General features: G+C 64.0%; 20 protein-coding genes and 1 riboswitch. Of the genes, 15 read left to right on the top strand and 5 right to left on the bottom strand.

Features of this window, described 5'->3' with window-relative positions; genetic code table 11:
- Window positions 1–42: 42 nt before the first annotated feature.
- A riboswitch (TPP riboswitch) is annotated at window positions 43–155 on the top strand.
- Together thiC and ACX1NL_RS03265 are read left to right on the top strand one after the other, a co-directional pair.
- Window positions 149–1,942 (top strand): phosphomethylpyrimidine synthase ThiC, encoded by a 1,794-nt coding sequence (gene thiC / locus ACX1NL_RS03270; protein ID WP_458898589.1) that lies wholly within the window; start codon window positions 149–151, stop codon window positions 1,940–1,942. Its footprint overlaps the riboswitch before it by 7 nt.
- A gap of 7 nt (window positions 1,943–1,949) precedes the next feature.
- The gene (locus ACX1NL_RS03265; protein ID WP_458898588.1) at window positions 1,950–2,750 is read left to right on the top strand and encodes an inositol monophosphatase family protein; all 801 of its coding nucleotides are present in this window, start codon (window positions 1,950–1,952) and stop codon (window positions 2,748–2,750) included.
- Window positions 2,751–2,759: 9 nt separating this feature from the next.
- Here the strand turns inward: ACX1NL_RS03265 and ACX1NL_RS03260 are convergent, their stop codons facing one another.
- On the bottom strand, window positions 2,760–3,617 hold the full coding sequence (locus ACX1NL_RS03260; protein WP_458898587.1) for a chymotrypsin family serine protease: 858 nt from the start codon (window positions 3,615–3,617) through the stop codon (window positions 2,760–2,762).
- Between the two features lie 121 nt (window positions 3,618–3,738).
- Here ACX1NL_RS03260 and ACX1NL_RS03255 point away from each other — a divergent pair, with 121 nt between their 5' ends.
- Window positions 3,739–4,992, top strand: a complete 1,254-nt coding sequence (locus ACX1NL_RS03255; protein ID WP_458898586.1) for a DUF418 domain-containing protein — start codon at window positions 3,739–3,741, stop codon at window positions 4,990–4,992.
- Window positions 4,967–5,398, top strand: a complete 432-nt coding sequence (locus ACX1NL_RS03250) for a GNAT family N-acetyltransferase (protein WP_181889993.1) — start codon at window positions 4,967–4,969, stop codon at window positions 5,396–5,398. Before ACX1NL_RS03255 ends, ACX1NL_RS03250 begins: the two co-directional genes overlap by 26 nt.
- Before the next feature lie 6 nt (window positions 5,399–5,404).
- Here the strand turns inward: ACX1NL_RS03250 and ACX1NL_RS03245 are convergent, their stop codons facing one another.
- Window positions 5,405–7,147: a BCCT family transporter gene (locus ACX1NL_RS03245; RefSeq protein WP_458898585.1), complete on the bottom strand. Its 1,743-nt coding sequence runs from the start codon at window positions 7,145–7,147 to the stop codon at window positions 5,405–5,407.
- 40 nt (window positions 7,148–7,187) lie between these two features.
- Window positions 7,188–7,355 carry a hypothetical protein gene (locus ACX1NL_RS03240; RefSeq protein ID WP_034997626.1) on the bottom strand — a complete coding sequence of 56 codons (168 nt, stop codon included), beginning with the start codon at window positions 7,353–7,355 and terminating at the stop codon, window positions 7,188–7,190.
- 100 nt (window positions 7,356–7,455) lie between these two features.
- Here ACX1NL_RS03240 and ACX1NL_RS03235 point away from each other — a divergent pair, with 100 nt between their 5' ends.
- From ACX1NL_RS03235 to ACX1NL_RS03225, 3 genes are all read left to right on the top strand, one after another.
- Window positions 7,456–8,382, top strand: coding sequence for a cation diffusion facilitator family transporter (locus ACX1NL_RS03235; RefSeq protein WP_370642128.1), 927 nt, complete (start codon window positions 7,456–7,458; stop codon window positions 8,380–8,382).
- A gap of 228 nt (window positions 8,383–8,610) precedes the next feature.
- Window positions 8,611–8,862 (top strand): DUF7218 family protein, encoded by a 252-nt coding sequence (locus tag ACX1NL_RS03230; RefSeq protein ID WP_239307108.1) that lies wholly within the window; start codon window positions 8,611–8,613, stop codon window positions 8,860–8,862.
- Window positions 8,855–9,499: a thiamine phosphate synthase gene (locus ACX1NL_RS03225; protein ID WP_458898584.1), complete on the top strand. Its 645-nt coding sequence runs from the start codon at window positions 8,855–8,857 to the stop codon at window positions 9,497–9,499. Before ACX1NL_RS03230 ends, ACX1NL_RS03225 begins: the two co-directional genes overlap by 8 nt.
- Here ACX1NL_RS03225 and ACX1NL_RS03220 read toward each other — a convergent pair.
- Window positions 9,496–9,870, bottom strand: a complete 375-nt coding sequence (locus tag ACX1NL_RS03220; protein WP_168684649.1) for an ectoine synthase — start codon at window positions 9,868–9,870, stop codon at window positions 9,496–9,498. The genes ACX1NL_RS03225 and ACX1NL_RS03220 overlap by 4 nt on opposite strands.
- Window positions 9,871–9,955: 85 nt before the next feature.
- Between ACX1NL_RS03220 and thiO the strand changes: the two genes are divergently transcribed.
- The 8 genes from thiO (at window position 9,956) to ACX1NL_RS03180 (ending at window position 15,375) form a co-directional block, all read left to right on the top strand.
- Window positions 9,956–11,023, top strand: coding sequence for a glycine oxidase ThiO (gene thiO, locus ACX1NL_RS03215; RefSeq protein ID WP_458898887.1), 1,068 nt, complete (start codon window positions 9,956–9,958; stop codon window positions 11,021–11,023).
- Window positions 11,020–11,214 carry a sulfur carrier protein ThiS gene (thiS, locus tag ACX1NL_RS03210; protein ID WP_458898583.1) on the top strand — a complete coding sequence of 65 codons (195 nt, stop codon included), beginning with the start codon at window positions 11,020–11,022 and terminating at the stop codon, window positions 11,212–11,214. The genes thiO and thiS overlap by 4 nt, the downstream gene beginning before the upstream one ends.
- Before the next feature lie 2 nt (window positions 11,215–11,216).
- Window positions 11,217–11,999 carry a thiazole synthase gene (locus ACX1NL_RS03205; RefSeq protein WP_181889987.1) on the top strand — a complete coding sequence of 261 codons (783 nt, stop codon included), beginning with the start codon at window positions 11,217–11,219 and terminating at the stop codon, window positions 11,997–11,999.
- 39 nt (window positions 12,000–12,038) lie between these two features.
- On the top strand, window positions 12,039–13,100 hold the full coding sequence (locus ACX1NL_RS03200; protein ID WP_458898886.1) for a ThiF family adenylyltransferase: 1,062 nt from the start codon (window positions 12,039–12,041) through the stop codon (window positions 13,098–13,100).
- Between the two features lie 17 nt (window positions 13,101–13,117).
- Complete coding sequence (locus ACX1NL_RS03195) at window positions 13,118–13,552, top strand: hypothetical protein (RefSeq protein WP_458898582.1); 435 nt, start codon at window positions 13,118–13,120, stop codon at window positions 13,550–13,552.
- Window positions 13,553–13,561: 9 nt separating this feature from the next.
- Window positions 13,562–14,116 carry a hypothetical protein gene (locus ACX1NL_RS03190; RefSeq protein ID WP_181889984.1) on the top strand — a complete coding sequence of 185 codons (555 nt, stop codon included), beginning with the start codon at window positions 13,562–13,564 and terminating at the stop codon, window positions 14,114–14,116.
- Window positions 14,117–14,283: 167 nt separating this feature from the next.
- Window positions 14,284–14,685 carry a hypothetical protein gene (locus ACX1NL_RS03185; protein WP_181889983.1) on the top strand — a complete coding sequence of 134 codons (402 nt, stop codon included), beginning with the start codon at window positions 14,284–14,286 and terminating at the stop codon, window positions 14,683–14,685.
- A 42-nt stretch (window positions 14,686–14,727) separates the two neighbouring features.
- Complete coding sequence (locus ACX1NL_RS03180) at window positions 14,728–15,375, top strand: type 1 glutamine amidotransferase domain-containing protein (RefSeq protein WP_458898581.1); 648 nt, start codon at window positions 14,728–14,730, stop codon at window positions 15,373–15,375.
- A gap of 682 nt (window positions 15,376–16,057) precedes the next feature.
- Here ACX1NL_RS03180 and ACX1NL_RS03175 read toward each other — a convergent pair.
- The gene (locus tag ACX1NL_RS03175; protein WP_458898580.1) at window positions 16,058–19,312 is read right to left on the bottom strand and encodes a type I restriction endonuclease subunit R; all 3,255 of its coding nucleotides are present in this window, start codon (window positions 19,310–19,312) and stop codon (window positions 16,058–16,060) included.
- Between the last annotated feature and the right edge of the window lies 1 nt (window position 19,313).

The raw sequence follows: 19,313 nt of genomic DNA, 5'->3' as shown, positions 1-19,313 counted from the left end.
CGAACCGCCTGACGCGGCCACCAAGACGGGATACAGTGGCCTACGACCCCACACGGGCGCCCGGGGCACCGGGCTGAGATCGCGCTTACGCCCGCGCGAGCACCGTTCGAACCTGTCTGGTTAGCACCAGCGAAGGAAGGAGAAGGTCGTGGCTCACGACATCTATGCCCATGAAATCCACCCGAAGCACTCCTACGACCCGATTGTGAAAGGCGGGCTGGAGGTTCCGGAAACCGCGATCCAGCTGGATGATTCCCCCACCGGGCCGAACGAGCCGTTCAAGATCTACCGCACCCGCGGCCCGCACGCGGAGCCAGAGGTGGGCCTGCCTAGCCTGCGCGGCGAGTGGATCACCGCCCGCGGCGATGTGGAGGAATACGCAGGCCGCGAGCGCAATTTGCTTGACGACGGCCGCGCGGCCGTCAAACGCGGCGCCGCCAGCGAGGAGTGGCGCGGCGAGACCCGCACGCCGCTGCGCGCAAAAGACGGCAAGCGCGTGACCCAGATGGCGTATGCCCGCCGCGGGGAGATCACCCGCGAGATGGAGTTCGTCGCGCTTCGCGAGCACTGCGATGTGGAGAAGGTGCGCGAAGAGGTCGCCGCGGGCCGCGCCATCATCCCGAACAACGTCAACCATCCGGAAAGCGAGCCGATGATCATCGGCAACGCGTTTTTGACCAAGATCAACGCGAACATCGGCAACTCCGCGGTGACCTCTTCTATCCGCGAGGAGGTGGACAAGCTGCGCTGGGCCACCCGCTGGGGTGCGGACACTGTGATGGACCTGTCCACCGGCGACGACATCCACGCCACCCGCGAGTGGATCCTGCGCAACTCCCCGGTCCCGATCGGCACCGTGCCGATCTACCAGGCGCTGGAGAAGGTGAACGGCATCGCCGAGGACCTGACCTGGGAGGTCTTCCGCGACACCGTGATCGAGCAGTGCGAGCAGGGCGTGGACTACATGACCGTGCACGCCGGCGTGCGCCTGCCGTACGTGCCGCTGACCTCCAAGCGCGTCACCGGCATCGTCTCCCGCGGCGGATCCATCATGGCCGGCTGGTGCCTCGCGCACCACAAGGAGTCCTTCCTGTACGAGAACTTCGACGAACTGTGCGAGATCTTCTCCCAGTACGACGTCGCATTCTCGCTTGGCGACGGGCTCCGCCCCGGCTCCGTGGCCGACGCCAACGACGCCGCCCAGTTCGCGGAACTGAAAACCATCGGCGAGCTGTGCAAGCGCGCCTGGGACTACGACGTCCAGGTCATGATCGAAGGCCCGGGCCACGTGCCGCTGAACATGATCCAGGTGAACAACGACAAGGAACAGGAATGGTGCGGCGGGGCACCCTTCTACACGCTCGGCCCCCTGGTCACCGACATCGCGCCGGGCTACGACCACATCACCTCCGCCATCGGCGCGGCCAACATCGCGGCCGGCGGCACGGCGATGCTGTGCTACGTCACCCCGAAGGAGCACCTGGGCCTGCCCAACCGCGACGACGTGAAAACCGGCGTGATCACCTACAAGGTCGCCGCCCACGCCGCCGACGTGGCGAAGGGCCACCCGGGCGCGCGCGACTGGGACGACGCGATGAGCAAGGCCCGCTTCGAGTTCCGCTGGCACGACCAGTTCGCCCTGTCCCTGGACCCGGAGACGGCGCAGTCCTACCACGACGAGACTCTGCCGGCGGAGCCCGCGAAGACGGCGCACTTCTGCTCGATGTGCGGGCCGAAGTTCTGCTCCATGCGCATTTCGCAGGACATCCGCGACGAGTTCGGCGACCAGATCGCGGATTTGGGCATGCCGTCGTTCGACTTCGACGAGGAAGCTGCTTCCTCCGACGCACGCGAGGGTGAGCAGGAGATGGCGCGCGAGTTCCGCGACTTGGGCTCGAACGTGTACCTCAAGGAGGGCGAGGACTCTCCGGCTGCGCCATAATGGCCGCGTGACTGACACCCAAGCGTTTATTTCTGACCACCGCAACGACTCCGACGCCGAGCTCGCCGCCGCGCTCGTACGCCACGCCGGCCAGCTGGCGCTGCGCATGCGCGCCGAGGGCCTGAACGCGGAGGTGAAAACCTCCGTCTCCGACGTGGTTACGGAGGCGGACCGCGCGGCCGAGGAGTTCGTGGCGGAGGTGCTCGAGGCGCTGCGCGGCGACGACGGCGTGATCGGCGAGGAGGGCGCCTCCCGCGCCTCTTCTACCGGCCGCACGTGGGTGATCGACCCGGTCGACGGCACCTACAACTTCTCCCAGGGCTCGGACTACTTCTGCTCGGCGATCGCACTTGTAGACGACAACTCCGCCCACTCCCCCGCCATCGGCGCCGTGCACCGCCCCGCCACGGACACCACGTGGATCGCGGCGGACGGTGCGGCCACGCGCGACGGGGTGGAGCTTGGGGGCTTGGCGGAGTCGTCGCTAGGCGAAAGCGCAGTGGTGACCTACCTGCACCCGACCTTTATGGCCAACGACGATGTGCGCGAGGCGTGGCTGCGCGTGGTCTCGGGCGCGGCGACGATGCGCATGATGGGCGCGGGTTCCGTGGACCTGTCGAATCTCGCGTCGGGGCAGATGGGCGCGTGGCTGCAGCACACCGTGCCGGATTGGGATTGGCTGCCGGGCAAGGCGCTGGTCGAGGCCGTCGGCGGGCGCTGCATCAAGGTCGACGCAGGTGGCGTGACCTGGTGCGTGGCCGGTAACCCGCGGGTCGTGGACGAGATCGCCGAGCGCCTGCGCGGCTAGCTGCCCAGGCTACGGCAGGCGGAACCCGCCCGGGATGTCACCGAGCACGGAATCCATGCGCAGCGCACCCGTCGGCGCGTGCAGCGGGCCCTGCAGCGGGGTGCGGCAGGCCACGTTGAACGGCGGGCCCCAGATGCCGCCGTTGATCATGCCGATCACGCGGTCGCCCACCATCAGCGGCGCGCCCGAGTCGCCCTGCATGGCGCAGACCTGGTTGGTGTTGCGCTGCTCCCAATCGGTGTACGTGTGGCCGCAGGTTGTGCCGGAGGCCACGCCGGTCTTGCACACCACGCCGCCCGGCTTCACCGGTGCGCCGCCCAAGTGGTTGACGGTCACGCCGTTGTAGGAGCGGGTGACCTCGGTGTTGTCGGCGAGCGTGATCACCGCGTAGTCCAGCTCGCGGTTGACGTGTGTGATCGTGCCGGTGCGGCCGAGCTGCCAGGAATCCGCGGAGCGTACGGCGTCGCCGACATTGCCGCAGTGGCCGGCGGTGACGGCGATTTTCTCGCCGCGGTCGTTGTAGCCGGCCGCCGTGGTGGTGCACATGACTTCCTTGCCGGGCTCGGAGCCGACATACAGCGGGGTGCTCGGGCCGTAGAGGGCGCGGCCGCGGCGCATCGCGTCATCGGATTCGACCGGGGTGCGCGGGGCGTCGAAGAAGGAGCCGGGGACGCGGTGCAGGACCTTGTCCGCCGTGGGCTTTCCGGCCAGCACCTTGGACACCGGGTCGGTGCGCCACACGTAGTTGACCACGTCGCCCACCGGCGCCTCCGCCTGTTGGGCATGCGCCGCGGGGCTGCTGATAGCCGCCGAGGTGGCAATCAGAAACGCGGCGGTAAGCAGGCGGGCGGCGGACGAACGGCGCATAGCAACCCCAATCACATTGGCAACATGAGCATCAACAGAGCTATTCAACCACATCTCTAACCTCCGCGGGCCAGGAACCGCAAACGTGGCTCATGCGGGCCTGAGGCGGTACCTTGAGCGCATGCACGAAGCCGCTAACGCCGAACAGCATCAACCCCAGCAGCAACGCCCCCGCCTGATCGTCCCGGATCTGGCGCGCGGCACCGCCCTGTTGGGCATCGCGATGGCGAACGCCGCGCAGGCCTGGGTGATCAACGACTGGTCGGAGGACCAATCCCGCGTCGGCTGGTCCGTCGGCGGTGTGCGCCCGGACAGCCTGATCGACCAGATCGGCGCGGTGTTCGCCGCGATGTTTATCCACGTGCGCGGCCTGCCGATGTTCTCCACGCTGCTGGGCTTCGGCTTCGGCCTGGTCGCGGCCAGCCTGTACCGCAAGCACTACCCCGCCAAGCAGGCCCGGCGCGTGCTGTACCGCCGCTACGGCGCGCTCGCGCTGTTCGGCGTGGCGCACATGTTCCTGCTGTTCTACGGCGACATCATGCTCACCTACGGGCTGGTGGGCATCTTCCTCGCGGCGATGCTCACGCTGAGTTCGAAGACGCTGCGCATCATCGCCTACACCATCCTCGGCCTGTTCACGGCCCTCGGCGTCGCCGGCGGTATCGCGTCGTTCTACTTTGACGCCTCCGGCGGCTTCAACCAGTCCGAACCCACCGCCACCTTCGACACCTTCGGGGCGTACTTCTCGTCCAACCTGGACATGGCACTCGGGCAGCTGGTCGCGCAGCCGTTTGCGGTGCTGCAGCTGTTATCGCTTGCCATCATCGGCTACGTGTGGGCGCGAGAGCAGGTGCTTACCGACGTCCACGCGCACCGCCGCACCCTCGTCACCTGGAGCATTATCACCGGGCTGGTCATCCTCTGCGTCGGCCTGCCCTGGGGCTTAGCCGCCGCGGGCGTGCTGCCGGACGAGTGGGAGCTGCCGCTGTTCGTGCTCAACCAGGCGCTCGGCTACCTCACCGGCCCGGGCATTCTGGCGCTGCTCGCGCTGGCCACAGACGAGCTGAACAACCGGGTCCCGGGTTGGGCCCGGGCGTTCGTGGCGCTGGGCAAGCGCTCCATGTCGGGGTATCTCGCGCAGTCGTTCCTCTTCATTGCGATCTGCACCCCGGCGTTTTTGGGCATCGGCCTGGACACCTCGGTCACCGGCAAGCTGCTCATCGGCTTTGCAGTGTGGTTGATTACTCTGCTGCTGGCAGTTGCGCTGGACCGGGCGGGCAAGCAGGGCCCGTTCGAGTGGGCGCACCGCCACCTCTCCTACGGAAAGACGGGAAGGATTGAGCCGAAATATGATCAGCCTGAAATCGCTGCGTGAGATGACCCCACTCGAGGTTCACCAGCTGTACAAGCTGCGTGTGGACGTCTTCGTGGCAGAGCAGAACTGCCCCTTCAACGAGATCGACGACCAAGACGCGAGCCCTGACACCCGCCACATCCTCGCCTTCGACGGCGACACGTTGGCCGGGTGCGCCCGCGTCTTCCCCACCGCGGACGGCTCCCGCTTCGGCCGGTTTGTGGTCCACCCCGACCACCGCGGGTCCGGTCTCGGCCCGGAGATCGTGCGCACCGGCATCGCCTACACCGAGCGCTTCCCCGGCGACCTCATCGTCGAGGCGCAGTCCGGCCTAGTCGGCTACTACGAGCAGTTCGGGCTCGTGGCCGAGGGCGAGGAGTTCCTCGACACCGGCATCCCGCACAGAACAATGCGGCTGGCCCGCTAGCGCTGGCTACGTGTCGGACCTGCGGTCGTCGACAAGCGTGTCGTTCTCGCCGCTGCGATCCAACCTGAAGCCCTCGGGGAGCTTCCAGGAATCGTCCTCCGCGTCGTACTCGAGCTCGGGGCGCTCGACCTCGTTGCCTTCCGAGTCGTAGCCCGGCGCGGGCTTGTTCTCGCCCTCCTCGAGCTTCTCCGCGGTGTCGGTCTTCTCCCAGGTGCGCGAGCGGGTCTTGCGCGCCGCGGCGGAGTCGTCGTTCATCGCCTTGATCAGCGAGTACATCATGACGAAGTACATGAAGAAGAACGGCAGCGCGATGATGATCACTACTTGCTGCAGGGCTTCAATGCCGGAGTCGTTGATGAACAGTAGCGCGCCGGTGACCAGGCCGACGGCCACGACCCAGCCCACGCGGTAGAAGGTGGGCGACTTGTTCTCCTCGCCGGAGGCGAACATGTCCATCACCAGGGCGGCGGAGTCCATGGAGGTGACAAAGTAGAACACAATCACCACCAGCGCGAGGGTGCCGGTGACGGCGTAGAGCGGGTAGTCCGCGAGCAGGGTGAACAGCGCCTGCGGGGTGTCGCCCTCCTCCACCACCGGGGTGGTGAGCACGCCCGGGTCGCGCTCCTCCATGTCGATGGCGGCGCGGCCAAAGATGGAAAACCAGATCAGGTCGAAGGTGGTGGGCAGAAGCAGCGTGCCGCCGATAAACTCGCGCACGGTGCGACCGCGGGAGATGCGGGCGAAGAACATGCCCACAAACGGCGACCAGCAAATCGTCCACGCCCAGTAGAACGCGGTCCAGGTGGCGTGCCAGCCCGGGTTGTCGTTGTAGGAGTCCACCCAGAACATCAGCTCCGGCAGCGACTGGGCGTAGATGCCCACAGACTCCGTGATCTGGCCCAGCAGCTTCAGCGTGGGGCCGGTGAACAGCACGAAGATCATCAGCAGGATCGTGCCTGCGATGTTCAGGTTGGACAGGATCTTCACGCCCTTGTCCAAACCCGTGGCCACGGAGATCGAGGCGGCGATGGTGATCGCGCAGATGATGCCGATTTGTACGGGGGTGACCAGTGGGACGTCCCAAAGAATGTTCATGCCCGCAGAAATCTGCAGCACACCCAGCCCCACGGACACAGCGAGGCCGAAGACGGTGCCGATGATGCCCAGCGCGTCGAGCAGCTTGCCCGGGGTGTCGTACACCCTTCCGCCAAGCAGCGGCGAGAACATCGACGACATGCGCGCGGGCATCTTTCGCTTATAGACGAAGTACCCCACGGCCAGACCCGGCAACGTGAAGATGACCCACATGTGGATGCCGAAGTGGTAGTACGTGAACTGGAACGCCTGGATAATCGCGTCGCGGCTCATGGAGTCGTAGCCTCCCCGCGGCGGGTTGTAGGCGTGGTTGAGCGGCTCGGCAGCGCCCCAGAACATCAGCGTTGCGCCCATGCCGGCGGCGAAGAGCATGGCGAACCAGACGGGGTAGGAATACTCCGGCTCGTCGTCGTCATCGCCCAGGCGCAGGTTGCCGTAGCGGGAGACGAACACCACGATGAGGAAGATCAGCGTGGCGGAGACGCCGCCGACGTAGAGCCACGTGAAGTGGTCCATCAGCCAGCCGGAGACGGCCGCGTAGGTTTCGCGGGCCTGGTCGCCGAACGCCAAGGTGGCGGCGACGAACACCAGGATGAAACCCAGCGCGGAGAAGAAAATCAGGGGATCAGATTGCAAACGGCGTGTACGCGCCATGCTTGGTCCTAACTAGGTCCTAACTAGATTCTTGGCAGCGTTAACGCCCAGGCTTGATCAGCGTGCCGGCGAGAGAGGACGTGACGGCGGATCCCACCAGCACTCCGATGGTGTAGAGGATCCCGGTCACCCCCAGCATCTGCAGTAGCCAACCGAAAAACAGCGCGCCAACGACGGCGCCGGCGATTGCGACGACCCAACGTCCCATAGTGAAAACCTTCCTCAAGTTTTATCGAGAGTTTGATGGCCTGTCCGCACCACGGTACCGATTTGCTAGGCTCAGCCTCTGCAACGCGGGTGTGAAAGGGATGAAAACCGTGGCAAACAGCGTGGAAAACAACGAACAAAAACTCCTCGAGCGATTCATGTGGCTTTCCATCGCCGCAGCAGCACTGACCATCGCGCTGAAAGCGACTGCAGCGCTTGTGACGGGCTCCGTGGGCTTTCTTTCAGACGCCATCGAATCCGGAATCAACCTCGTGGCCGCCGCTGTGGGCCTGTGGGCGCTGAAGCTATCCGCCAAGCCTGCGGACGCCAACCACCACTTCGGCCACGCCCGCGCCGAATATTTCTCGGCGCAGGTGGAAGGTTCGCTGATTCTGCTGGCGTCTGTAGCGATCATCTACACCGCCATCGACAGGCTGATCAACCCCGTGCCGGTGGAGCAGCTCGGCATCGGCCTTGCGTTTACTGTGGCCGCGACGGTGCTCAACGGCGCAGTGGGTGTGCTACTTATCCGCGCGGGCAAGAAGTACCGCTCCACCACACTGGACGCTGACGGGCATCATTTGTTTACGGACGTCTGGACCACCGTCGGAGTCATCGTCGGCATGGCGCTGGTGTGGCTGACGGGCTGGCAGCCCCTCGACCCGATCGTGGCGCTGATCGTGGGCGCGAACATCATGTTCACCGGCTACAAGCTGCTCAAGGGCGCAATCCTGGGGTTGCTGGCGGAGTCGCTACCGAAGGAAGAAAACCAGATCGTCCACGCCTACCTGGACGAGTACGCCGCTGCCAACGGCGTGAAGTTCACCTCGGTGCGCACCACCGCCGCCGGCCGCGAGCGCATGGTCAACCTGGTCATGCAGGTCCCCGGCGACTGGACGGTCGCCCGCGCCCACGACCGCGCCGACGAGGTGGAGGTCGGCGTGGCCGAAGCCCTCGGCGGCGCGGAGACGATCGTGCACGTGGAACCGCTCGGGCATCCCACCCGCACCGGCCCGATGACGGTCTAGGGATCCCTTCTGCCGGGTGCCCCTCCAGCCCCCGCGCGGATCTGCTAGTTCCGTTTTTGAGCAACTAGCAGATCAAGTGTCCAACTTTACGTTTCCCCAGGTGTTATTGGAACTGAACCCCAGCAACAGCGTCATCTGCTAGTTCCGTTTTCGAGCAACTAGCAGATCCGCAAATCGCCGCGCGCAACCCGCCCCACCGGGACCTCGAAAACGCATAGGCTGGCAGCCATGGCTGATTCGATCAAGGATCCCGAGCTCTACGAGGCCCTGCTGCGCGAGGGCAACTCCAAGTCCAAGGCAGCCGCCATCGCCAACGCCGCGGCACGCGACGGCCGCTCCACGGTCGGCGAGCGCGGCGGCGAGTCCGGCTCCTACGAGGATTGGACCAAGGACGAGCTGTACGCCCGCGCCCAGGAGCTCGACATCGAGGGCCGCTCCGAGATGACCAAGGACGAGCTGATCGAGGCGCTGCGTGACTAAGCCGCTTGACCTGCGCTGCTACTTCGTCACTGGCCAGGGCCCGGACGTCGTGGAGCGCGCCCGCCAGGCCGCCGCCGGCGGCGCGGGTGTGATCCAGGTGCGCTCGAAGCCGATCACCGCGCGCGAGCTCTACGCGCTCTCCCGCGCCGTCGCCGAGGCTGTCCACTCCGTCAACCCGCAAACACATGTGCTTATCGACGACCGCGCCGACGTCGCCGCCGCCCTCCGCCACGAAGGCATTTCCGGCGTCCACGTCGGCCAGGACGACCTGGACGTGCGAGTGGTGCGCGAGTTGCTCGGGCCGGACGCGATCATCGGTCTGACCACCGGAACGTTAGAGCTGGTCCAGGCCGCCAACGAGCACAAGGACGTGATCGACTACATCGGCTGCGGGCCGTTCCGCGCCACCCCGACGAAGGATTCCGGACGCGCTCCGATCGGGCTGGACGGCTACCCGGAGCTGGTGGCCGCCTCCGAGCTGCCGCTGGTGGCCATCGGCGACGTCACCGCCGACGACGCCTACGACCTGGCCCGCGCGGGCGTGGACGGGCTGGCCATCGTGCGCGGCATCATGCACGCCGGCGACGCGAAGGCGTACTGCGAGCGCGTGATCGCCGAGTTCGACCGCGCCACCTAGTACGAGCTGAACCCGTCGCCGGTCAGTTCGTGCACCTCGTCGCCGGTAATCGCCGGGTTGAACACGGACACCAGCACGAGGTCCTCGTCCTTGCCGCCGCGCAGGTAGTGCGGGTCGTGCTTGTCCAGCACGTAGATGGTGCCCGGGGTAATCGGGTAGACGTTGCCGTCGGTGTCTTCCACCTCGCCGGAGCCGGCGATGCAGTAGCAGGCTTCCAGGTGGTTGCGGTATTCCAGCTTGGATTCGGTGCCGGCGCGGACCACGGTGTGGGCGACGGCAAACCCCATGTCGTCGCGGGCGGTGAGCAGGCGTTCGCTGGTGCCGCCGCCCCATTCGACGGTTTCTACGTCTTCGCGGGATCGGATGAACATTTGCACTCTCCTTGAATCTCGTCTCTCACACGTTCACCTGCCACGGTATCGAAATTCGCAAAAACGGCGCAGCGAACGCGCTACCCTGTCAAGCGTGAATATCTCGGTCGTCGGCGCAGGAATTATCGGCTTGACCACGGCTCTCACGCTCGCGGACCGCGGCCACCAGGTCACGGTCCACGACCCCGAGCCCGCCTCCGGTGCCTCTCACCACGCGGGCGGAATGCTCGCCCCGACCGCGGAGGTGGTGTACAAGCAGGACCCGCTCTTCCCGCTGATGCGCGCGTCCGCGGAGTGGTACCCGGAGCTGATCAAACTCACCGCCAAGTACTCGGATCTCCCCACCGGCTACCGCACGGACGGCACGCTCGTAGTCGCGCGCGACATCGCGGACAAGACCCACCTCGAGGAACTCACCGAGTACCAGTCCCGCCACGGCATGGCGGTGGACAAGCTCACCACCCGCGAAGCCCGCAAGCTCGAGCCGGCGCTCTCCCCCGCCATCAACGGCGCGGTGCTCATCGACGGCGACCACCAGGTGCAGCCCCGCCTGTTCACGCGCGCGCTTCTCGACGCCTGCCGCCGCGCCAACGTCACCTTCACCACCAACCGCATCGACAGCCTCGACCAGCTCGACGAAGCCGACCAGGTCGTTGTCGCCAATGGCCTCGGCGCAAGCCAACTCATCCCCTCCCTGGACCTGCGCCCGGTCTACGGCGACGTGCTCCACGTCCGCGTGCCGAAACACCAGTACCCGCTGCTCACACGCGTGGTCCGGGGGTTCGTGGAGGACCGTCCCGTCTACCTCATCCCGCGCGAGGACGGCACGCTGACCATCGGCGCGACCACCCGCGAGGACGGCCGCGACCAGCCCCAGGTCCAGGGCATCCACCAGCTGCTGCGCGACGCGATCGAGCTCGTTCCGGCGCTGGAGGAGTGCGACTTCGTCGAGGCCACCGCGGGCGCGCGCCCCGGCACGCCCGACGACTTGCCCTACCTGGGCCGCGTCGACGAGCGCACCGTCGTGTCCACCGGCTACTTCCGGCACGGGGTTCTGTTGGCGGGGTTGGGGGCGCGGGTTGGGGCGGAGCTCGTCGATAGGCAGGGCCCCTCAATAGACTTGACCGCGTGCGACCCGAGGAGGCATTCATGAACATCACGCTCAACGGAGAAGCAGCCACCACCGCCGCCGCGACGGTAGAGGAACTGGTGGCGGAGGTCGGCGCGCCCGCCGACGGCACCGCGGTGGCCATCGACGGCGAGGTCGTTCCGCGCTCGCAGTGGGGGCGCAAGCTTCACGACGGCTGCGCCGCCGACATTCTCACCGCAGTGCAAGGAGGCTAAACGTGCTGGAGATTGCCGGAAAGCAGTTCGGCTCGCACCTGATCATGGGCACGGGCGGGGCGAGCTCCTTCGACATGCTGGAGCAGGCCTTGAAGGCCTCCGGCACGGAGCTGACCACGGTGGCGATGCGCCGCCACAGCGCCACCACCGGAGGCGGCGAGAGCGTGTTCGACCTGCTGAAGCGCCTGGACATCGCGCCGCTGCCGAACACCGCGGGCTGCCGCACCGCGCGCGACGCGGTGATCACCGCGAAGCTGGCGCGCGAGGCGCTGGGCACCGATTGGGTGAAACTGGAGGTCATCGCGGACGACCGCACGCTGCTTCCCGACGTGGTGGAGACCGTGGACGCCTGCGAGATGCTCGTCGACGAGGGCTTTACCGTGCTGGCCTACACCTCCGACGACCCGGTGGCCGCCAAGCGCCTCGAGGACTTGGGCGCGGCGGCGGTGATGCCGCTGGGCTCGCCGATTGGCACAGGTCTTGGCATTTTGAACCCGCACAACATCGAGCTGATCTGCTCGCGCGCGGAGGTGCCGGTGCTTATCGACGCCGGCGTGGGCACCGCCTCCGACGCATCGCTCGCCATGGAGCTGGGCTGCTCGGGCGTGCTACTGGCGAGTGCGGTGAACCGCTGCCAGGACCCGGTGGCGATGGCGCAGGCCATGCGGCACGCGGTGGAGGCCGGCAGACTTGCGCGCGCCGCCGGGCGGATTCCGAAGCGCGAGCACGCCGTGGCGTCCTCCACCTTCGACGGCCTGGCCAGCTGGGCGGACGAGGTTTTGTAAGTGCTGCCCGAGCGAGAACTCAAGCGCGCCGCGCGCCAGATGAACCTGCCCGGCTTCGGCCCGGAGCAACAACAGCGCCTTTACGACGCCCACGTGCTGGTCATCGGCGCAGGCGGCCTGGGCTGCCCGATCATGCAGACGCTGGCGGCCACCGGCGTCGGCCACATCACGGTGTGGGACGACGACACCGTGGACCTGACCAACATCCACCGCCAAATCCTCTTCGGCGCGCAAGATGTGGGCCGCAGGAAGGTCGACGTGGCCGCCGAAAGGTTGCTCGCGCTACAGCCGGACATCCAGGTCACGGCGGTGAACGACCGTCTCACGCCCGACAACTTCATCGAGGCGCTCGACGGCATCGACCTGCTCATCGACGGCTCCGACACGTTTGCCACCAAGTTCCTCGCCGCCGACGCCGCCGAGATCACCGCCACACCGCTGTTGTGGGGTTCGGTGCTGCGCTACCGCGGCGACATCGCGCTGTGGTACTCCGGCCCCGGCGCGCCCGCGGACGGGGTGGGGCTTCGCGACCTCTACCCCACCCAGCCCGACGCGGATTCCGTGCCGGATTGCGCCACCGCCGGCGTGCTCGGCGTGACCACGTCCGTGGTCGGCTCGCTCATGTCCACCGAGGCGGTGAAGTTCCTCGCGGGCATCGGCGAGGTGCGCATCGGCCGGCTGCACATGTACGACGCCCTTTCCGCCACGATGCGCCGCTTCACCGTCACCCGCGACCCGGCGCGCGAGCTCGCCACCTCTCTGGGCACCTACGCCGAGGCGTGCACCGTGAACACCGAAGGGCAAGAGCTTTTCGACGCCCTCACGTCCCACCAACTGCCCTCTATCGACGTCCGCGAACCGCACGAGAAAGCGATCGCGGATCTGCCCGTGCCGGGGGCAAACCTCCCGCTCAGCGAGGTGGAGCGGGACCCGGATGCGGTATCGAGGACGCTTAAGCAGTTCTCGCCCGGCGACGAGGTTGTCGTGTATTGCGCTGGTGGTGTGCGCTCCGAAGGGTTCGTCGAGAAGCATCGGGCGCTTGCCGAAACATTGGGGATTTCTTTGAAATCTTTGCCCGGAGGCGTGCAACGCTGGACATAAACTGCAATACTCGTGTCATGCAGATCACAAAGACCGCCCCCATTGTTACCGTCGCCACCCTCATCGCCGCCGCTGCCGCGCTCGCACCGGCCGCATCCGCCAACAGCGCCGCCTACTCCAACACCGCAGGCGACGTCCGCTGTGAGATCTACCAGGTCCAAGGCACCACGAAAACCATCTGCGTGTCCGACCCCGCACGCAAGGCTCAGCCGGAGTGCAACCCGCCGGAGCAGCTCGCCCCGGCCGTAAGCGTCGGTGGCGGATCCGCCGCTGTCCACTGCTGGAACCAGGGCTTTACCAACCCGCCCCAGAAGTTGAACCCGCTGCAGGTCAAGCAGCTCGGCTCCGCCTACATCGCCCCGGATTTCTCCGGCAACCTGTACGTGGCGGACATCGCCACCCGCGCGGTCATCCGCGCCGGCGCCACCAACCAGGTGCTGTTCAAGCTCTAGAAGAATCTCATGCGCACTCTTCTCCGCGGCGTCATCGCCGCTTTCACCGCCACCGCCGCCCTATCCGCCGGCGCAACCTCTGCCTCCGCCAACGAGGGCTTCAACCCCCGGCGCGTGGAGTGGCCCGCCGCCCACGGCGCACTGCCCGCGCAGCCGCCGTACGCCACGTTTTCCAACCAACAGGACACTGTGCGCTGCGGTGTCTACGCCATCGACGGCCAGGACTTCATCCACTGCCTCAGCCTGGTGGACACCATGCCGGGTCACATGTGCGCCGGCCAGGGCAAAGCCAACGCCATGAACCTGGGTAAGTGGGACGCGTGGGACTGCGCCGACACCAACGCCTTCGCCGGCGCCCCGAAGATGGGCAATCTGCAGCTGCGCCGCTACGGCACCACGTTCGTCGCCAGTGACACCAAGGGCAACTTTTTCGTCGGCGACCGGGAGCTCAGCCGCATCATCCGCGTCGGCAAGATTAACGACATTTACGCCGACCGCGGCCGCATCATCGCGTTCAACTCAAAGCTGCGCGGCTCGTCCATCCCGGCCATGTCGTCCATCTAACCCTCACCCACACATCCGTTCGATTCCGTCGCCTCCGGGATCGGACGGAAAATTATAATGTCGGCCTGTTCCACCACAACCGCATAAAGGAGGCGCCCTTGGGCGAGATATTGAGAGCCGCCGTGTACTGCGCAAAAGCGCCGTCGCTCTTCCCCCGAGAACTGCATATGTTGGCCGACATCGCGCGTAACGCTGACGATCACTCAGGACCTGTCCTGGACAGCGACGGCACCGTGCGCGAAGCCCGCAGGGGTTACGTGCGGCGCCTGGGAGATCCGAAAGACAAGCTCGGATTGAAGGCGAACATGCTGGAAACCCGCATGTTCATCTTCACCGCCACCGGCTGGCTCGCCCCGGTGGAAGGCCCGGAACACGACGGCGCGTACCAGCTCAACGTGCCCCGCCTGCAGCGGCTGCTCGACGCGGCTGAGGCAGCGATGGCCACCGGTGAGCCGGACGCGGACGCCATCGCCGAAGCGGACCGGGAGCTGCCCGGCGACTTTGACACGCAAGCCCCGGACCTGGCGGACCAGGTGGACCGCCTGCTGGTCCGCAACCCGGCCACCTAGGCCCGCTGCGCCGGCCCGAGCGCTGGTGGTTCAATGGGGCGCATGAAATTTCTTGCGCTTTCCACCAGTGTCCACCGCTACACCGACTCCGGCATCCACACCGGTATGTGGCTCGGCGAGTACACGCACTTCTACGACGTGCTCACCGAAGTCGGCCACGAGGTCACCCTCGCCAGCGTCGACGGCGGCGCCGTACCCATCGACCCAGTGAGCCTGAAAACCCCGGTGATCCAGCTCGGCGGCACCAACAAGCGCTATGAGGACCCCGAGTTCATGGACCAACTCGACGACACCCCGGCCATCACGGATGTGAACCTCGACGATTACGCCGGCATCTACCTCATCGGCGGCCACGGCACCATGTTCGACTTCGCGGCCGACGAGGTGAAACATGCCGTCGCCCACTTCGCCGACGCAGACAAGATCGTTGCCGCGGTCTGCCACGGCCCGTGCGGCCTGCTCGACGTCACCCTCGCAAACGGCGCCAAGCTTCTCGACGGCCGCCACGTCACCGGCTACTCCTGGACCGAAGAAAAACTGGCCCGCCGCACCGAGGAAGTCCCCTTCAGCCTGGAAGAGAAACTCCGCGACCAAGCCGGCGAGTACACCACCGCCAAGATCCCGATGACCAAGCACGTCGTCGTCGACGGCAACCTGATCACCGGCCAAATGTTGCGTAGTCGCATCTAGTAACACCGTGGTGAGTATCGAGTAACGCGATGGTGAGCATCCAGTAACAGTCCGGAACAGGGTACTGGTGACGCGCCCCGTCAGTGCGCCGACGTTGTCAGAGGCACTGCAACGTGCAAAATGCCCGTGAGCTCTCGCAGCACAAAACATCACCCTCTGCGCATAGGGTCGTGGTGTGGTTGTTCACATGGGCCCAGCTGGGCGCGGTCAATACTCAGCCGCTACCAGGCCCCTCCTTTTGGCCCGGGCCGGCGGTTCCGCTGTACGTGCTGCTTCGCTAGCTCGTAGCTCAACACGTCGAATCGGCTGAGCGGACAGCTAGGAGAACCCATGGCATACGTTCAAGGCGCACTGGCCCGGCTGTTACTCGATACCCACCCGAGCGTTACCCGAAACCCACCACACCGTTACTAAATACGTGGTCTAAACAGCCAAAACCCGACGTCGGCGGCGGGGGTCGGCGAAGCGGTGCTGGAAGTGCTGGGCGAATAGCCCGCAATGCAAAACCCGGCCAGAGATTTTCTCTTTGGTCGGGTTGCAATCAGAGGGACCACCCGGAGTCCTAGCAACCGGGGGGTAGTTGCCAATGTCTCGACGGGTGATCATAGATGTGCTCGAATATGCACCAGAACGAGCAAACATGCTCAGTGTGCGAAACACTCAGTGTCCGCCCACCCACGAACTACAGCATCGAAAAGCGCTCCACGAACGCGGACAACCTCGCTCCAACCCTTGCTCTCACCTGGTCGTGGTTCGCATTCTTGCCGAACCTGGACGTAGTAGGTAGCAGCTTCGTCAACCCCGTCCCAGACGTCGACACCACACCAGATTCAAGAGCATCCTCAACGAACGAATACGTCGCTTCAGGTTTGAGCTTCTCGGACTCAATAAGACGCTTCAATTCCTCATCACGGCGCACCGCCATGAACTGCACCCAGCGCTGATCTGTGGACAGCTCACCACTAATCGCGTCCCTCCCATCACCAACAGCATCCATGAACTCATGAATCAGATCCGCCTTATCGCGCAAGCTCGGAGAAGCTTCCACAGAACGTGTAATGGTCGCGCGAGTCTCCTGCGCTCCCTCGTAGTCACCCTGTCCCTGCTTGGTCCGGTAATCGTCAATCAGCATGACGATGTAATCGACCGTGATCTCCACCTGCTTGACAAGCTCAATTTCGAAAACGAGCTGATCGTCTACTTGATCGTCTTCTGTTTCCTTCTGGGGACGTTCCGCATCTCGTTCAGACTTGAACTGATCGTGCAAATCCAGATACATCGACGTGTAATCTTGCTGCTCTCGCTCGTTCATCAGTTCCTTACCCGCGAACTCATCGAACGAGGTCAAGATGTTCAAAAGCTTCAGGATCTCGCCGTATAGCTTGACGAACCCTTTCTGCCCGCTTTCTGATGCGATCACTTCCCCTACCGGGTAGAAGTGCTTCAAATCCTCAACCTTGCGCGTGTAATCGCGGTAGAAGTCGCTAAAGGGAGCCATGACAGCTACCTCGGTCGCGTTGTCGGCATCCCCGAACAATTTCAGCGCTTCGTTGGTTTCCTTATCCAAGTCTCGGAAACAGACGATATTGCCGTACGTCTTCACAGAGTTGAGGATTCTGTTCGTCCGCGAGAACGCCTGAATGAGTCCATGCATCCGCAGGTTTTTATCCACGAACAAGGTGTTAAGCGTGGTCGCGTCAAACCCGGTCAAGAGCATGTTGACCACAATGACAAGATCGATCTCACGGTTTTTAATCCGTTGTGAGAGATCCTTGTAGTAGTTTTCGAACGATTCCGAATCTCGCGCGTCGTAGTTGGTTGAGAAGTACTCGTTGTAGTCGTTAACCGCGCCTTCGAGGAAATCGAGGTTATCCGCCGATAGTGTGGAGGTATCGAAGTCTTCATCCTCGATCATGTCCGCGCTACCAGAAGAACTGGTTTGCGCTGAGAAAATTGTTGCCACCTTCAGGCGCTGGTGGGCTGGCAAGTCTGCTTGTTGGCGCGCGAATTCCTCATAGTAGGTACGCGCTGCTGGAATCGAGTCGGTAGCAAACAGGGCGTTAAACCCGCGCAGCTTCCTCGTGGATTTGATCGCTTCTTTCGCACCCCGTTTACGAACAGACTGCTCGACGTTGCTGACTACCTTGTGATCGTAGAGCTGCCCTAAATCTCGTTTCGTCTTCTGATCAAAATGCTCCAGGATGTAGCGAGTGGCGGCTTCTACTCGTCCGGGCGCGAGAAGCTGTGCAGCCGTTAGCTCAAAAGGTGATTCTGGATCAGGAGCTACCGGGGATAGCTCGTGGTATTCCACCTTAAACTTGAGCACGTTATGGTCTCGGATTGCGTCCACAATCGTATATGTGTGCAGCTTGTCGCCAAAAGCGTGTGCGGTCGTTTGCAGGTTGGGGTTAGACCCCACCTTGTTTTGCTTGAAAATGGGCGTGCCCGTAAATCCAAAGAAGTTGTACTTTTTAAACTTGCGCTTCAGGTTCTTGTGCATGCTCCCGAACTGGGAACGGTGACACTCATCGAAGATGAACACCACATGCTGGTTGTAGATCTCGCGGTTGTCCTTCTGGGCGATAAAGTGACTCATCTTTTGGATGGTCGTGATCACGATCTTGGAGTCTGCGCGTTGGAGCTGGATGTGGTTGGTGGATTTCCCCTCACGTTCTAGCTGGGCGATTTCTTCTAAAAGCTCCGCCCGCGTGGAGAGCTGCTGGGACAAAATCTTGGTGGAGGTGTTCGAGTTGGCTGCGCCCTTTTCGAACTTGTCGTATTCCCGGATGGTTTGGTAGTCGAGGTCTTTACGATCCACGACGAAGATGACCTTATCCACGCTCTCCATCTGGGTAGCCAGTTGAGCTGTCTTGAAGCTGGTCAGCGTCTTTCCTGAGCCGGTGGTGTGCCAGATGTACCCGCCCGCGTCGAGTGAGCCAAGTTTCTTGTTCAGGACAGATTGCTCGATCCTGTTCAGAATGCGCTCGGCTGCTGCGATCTGGTACGGGCGCATGACCAGCAGCATCTCATCGACGGTGAACACGCAGTACTTAGTAAGTACGGATAGCAGCGTGTGCTTGGACAAGAAGGTTTTGGCGAACGGGATGAGATCTGTGATCGGCTTGTTGGTCGCATCCGCCCACCAGGACGTGAACTCGAACGAGTGGGAGGTCAGCCGCTTGGATTTTTTCGCCGTAGCTTTCCCGCTCGTCTCTTTCAGGTGGAGGTCTCTCGTGGTGCAGGAGTAGTACTTGGTTTGTGTCCCGTTGGAGATGATGAACAACTGGACATACTGGAACAGTCCCTCATCCGCCCAAAAGCTCTCCCTCTGATAACGGTCAATCTGGTTGAAGGCTTCCTTAATGGCGACTCCGCGCCGTTTCAGTTCGATATGAACCAGCGGTAGACCGTTCACCAGAATGGAAACGTCGTACCTGTTCGACTTGTTGCCCTTATCGCTTCCCTTGGTTGTGTACTGGTTGATCACCTGAAGCGAGTTGCGGTGAATGTTGTCCTTGTCGATGAGGACGATGTTTTTGGTCGTGCCATCGTCTCGAGTGAGATTTTTGATGTGATCGGTCTGAATCGTGCGGGTCTTGTCCACGATTCCAGAAGCGGGGTTAGCGATCTCTGTCTTGTAAAAGGTTTCCCACTCAGCATCCGAGAACTGGTAGGCATTGAGCTTTTCTAACTGGGCGCGCGCGTTTTCGCGCATGGCGCTGGCGCTGCGAATGTCGGCGTACTCGTAAGCTTGGCGTTCTAGCTGGGCGATCAGCGCGTTCTCTAGTGCCGATTCCGACTGGTATCCGGTCGCGCTTGTTGCATCTGCTTGATACTTCGCAATGACCGTGGACGTGTCCGTGACTGCTACAGGCTCGGTGTAGTCATGCTGCGGGCGGGAGGAAAATGAGCGCGAGGGATTAGAAAGCTGTGCCATT

This window comes from Corynebacterium sp. CQ3829_602738, assembly GCF_054478435.1.
The sequence above is the reverse complement of the archived record's forward strand: the minus strand, read 5'-3'. Positions and strand labels throughout refer to the sequence as shown.

Coding starts and splice junctions, on each gene's coding strand:
- ACX1NL_RS03195 (WP_458898582.1), top strand. CDS start 13,118: ATGCAGATCACAAAGACCGCCCCCATTGTTACCGTCGCCACCCTCATC.
- ACX1NL_RS03180 (WP_458898581.1), top strand. CDS start 14,728: ATGAAATTTCTTGCGCTTTCCACCAGTGTCCACCGCTACACCGACTCC.
- ACX1NL_RS03185 (WP_181889983.1), top strand. CDS start 14,284: ATGTTGGCCGACATCGCGCGTAACGCTGACGATCACTCAGGACCTGTC.
- ACX1NL_RS03190 (WP_181889984.1), top strand. CDS start 13,562: ATGCGCACTCTTCTCCGCGGCGTCATCGCCGCTTTCACCGCCACCGCC.
- ACX1NL_RS03230 (WP_239307108.1), top strand. CDS start 8,611: ATGGCTGATTCGATCAAGGATCCCGAGCTCTACGAGGCCCTGCTGCGC.
- ACX1NL_RS03200 (WP_458898886.1), top strand. CDS start 12,039: ATGAACCTGCCCGGCTTCGGCCCGGAGCAACAACAGCGCCTTTACGAC.
- ACX1NL_RS03250 (WP_181889993.1), top strand. CDS start 4,967: ATGATCAGCCTGAAATCGCTGCGTGAGATGACCCCACTCGAGGTTCAC.
- ACX1NL_RS03175 (WP_458898580.1), bottom strand. CDS start 19,312: ATGGCACAGCTTTCTAATCCCTCGCGCTCATTTTCCTCCCGCCCGCAG.
- ACX1NL_RS03245 (WP_458898585.1), bottom strand. CDS start 7,147: ATGGCGCGTACACGCCGTTTGCAATCTGATCCCCTGATTTTCTTCTCC.
- thiS (WP_458898583.1), top strand. CDS start 11,020: ATGAACATCACGCTCAACGGAGAAGCAGCCACCACCGCCGCCGCGACG.
- ACX1NL_RS03220 (WP_168684649.1), bottom strand. CDS start 9,870: ATGTTCATCCGATCCCGCGAAGACGTAGAAACCGTCGAATGGGGCGGC.
- ACX1NL_RS03240 (WP_034997626.1), bottom strand. CDS start 7,355: ATGGGACGTTGGGTCGTCGCAATCGCCGGCGCCGTCGTTGGCGCGCTG.
- ACX1NL_RS03260 (WP_458898587.1), bottom strand. CDS start 3,617: ATGCGCCGTTCGTCCGCCGCCCGCCTGCTTACCGCCGCGTTTCTGATT.
- ACX1NL_RS03235 (WP_370642128.1), top strand. CDS start 7,456: ATGAAAACCGTGGCAAACAGCGTGGAAAACAACGAACAAAAACTCCTC.
- ACX1NL_RS03255 (WP_458898586.1), top strand. CDS start 3,739: ATGCACGAAGCCGCTAACGCCGAACAGCATCAACCCCAGCAGCAACGC.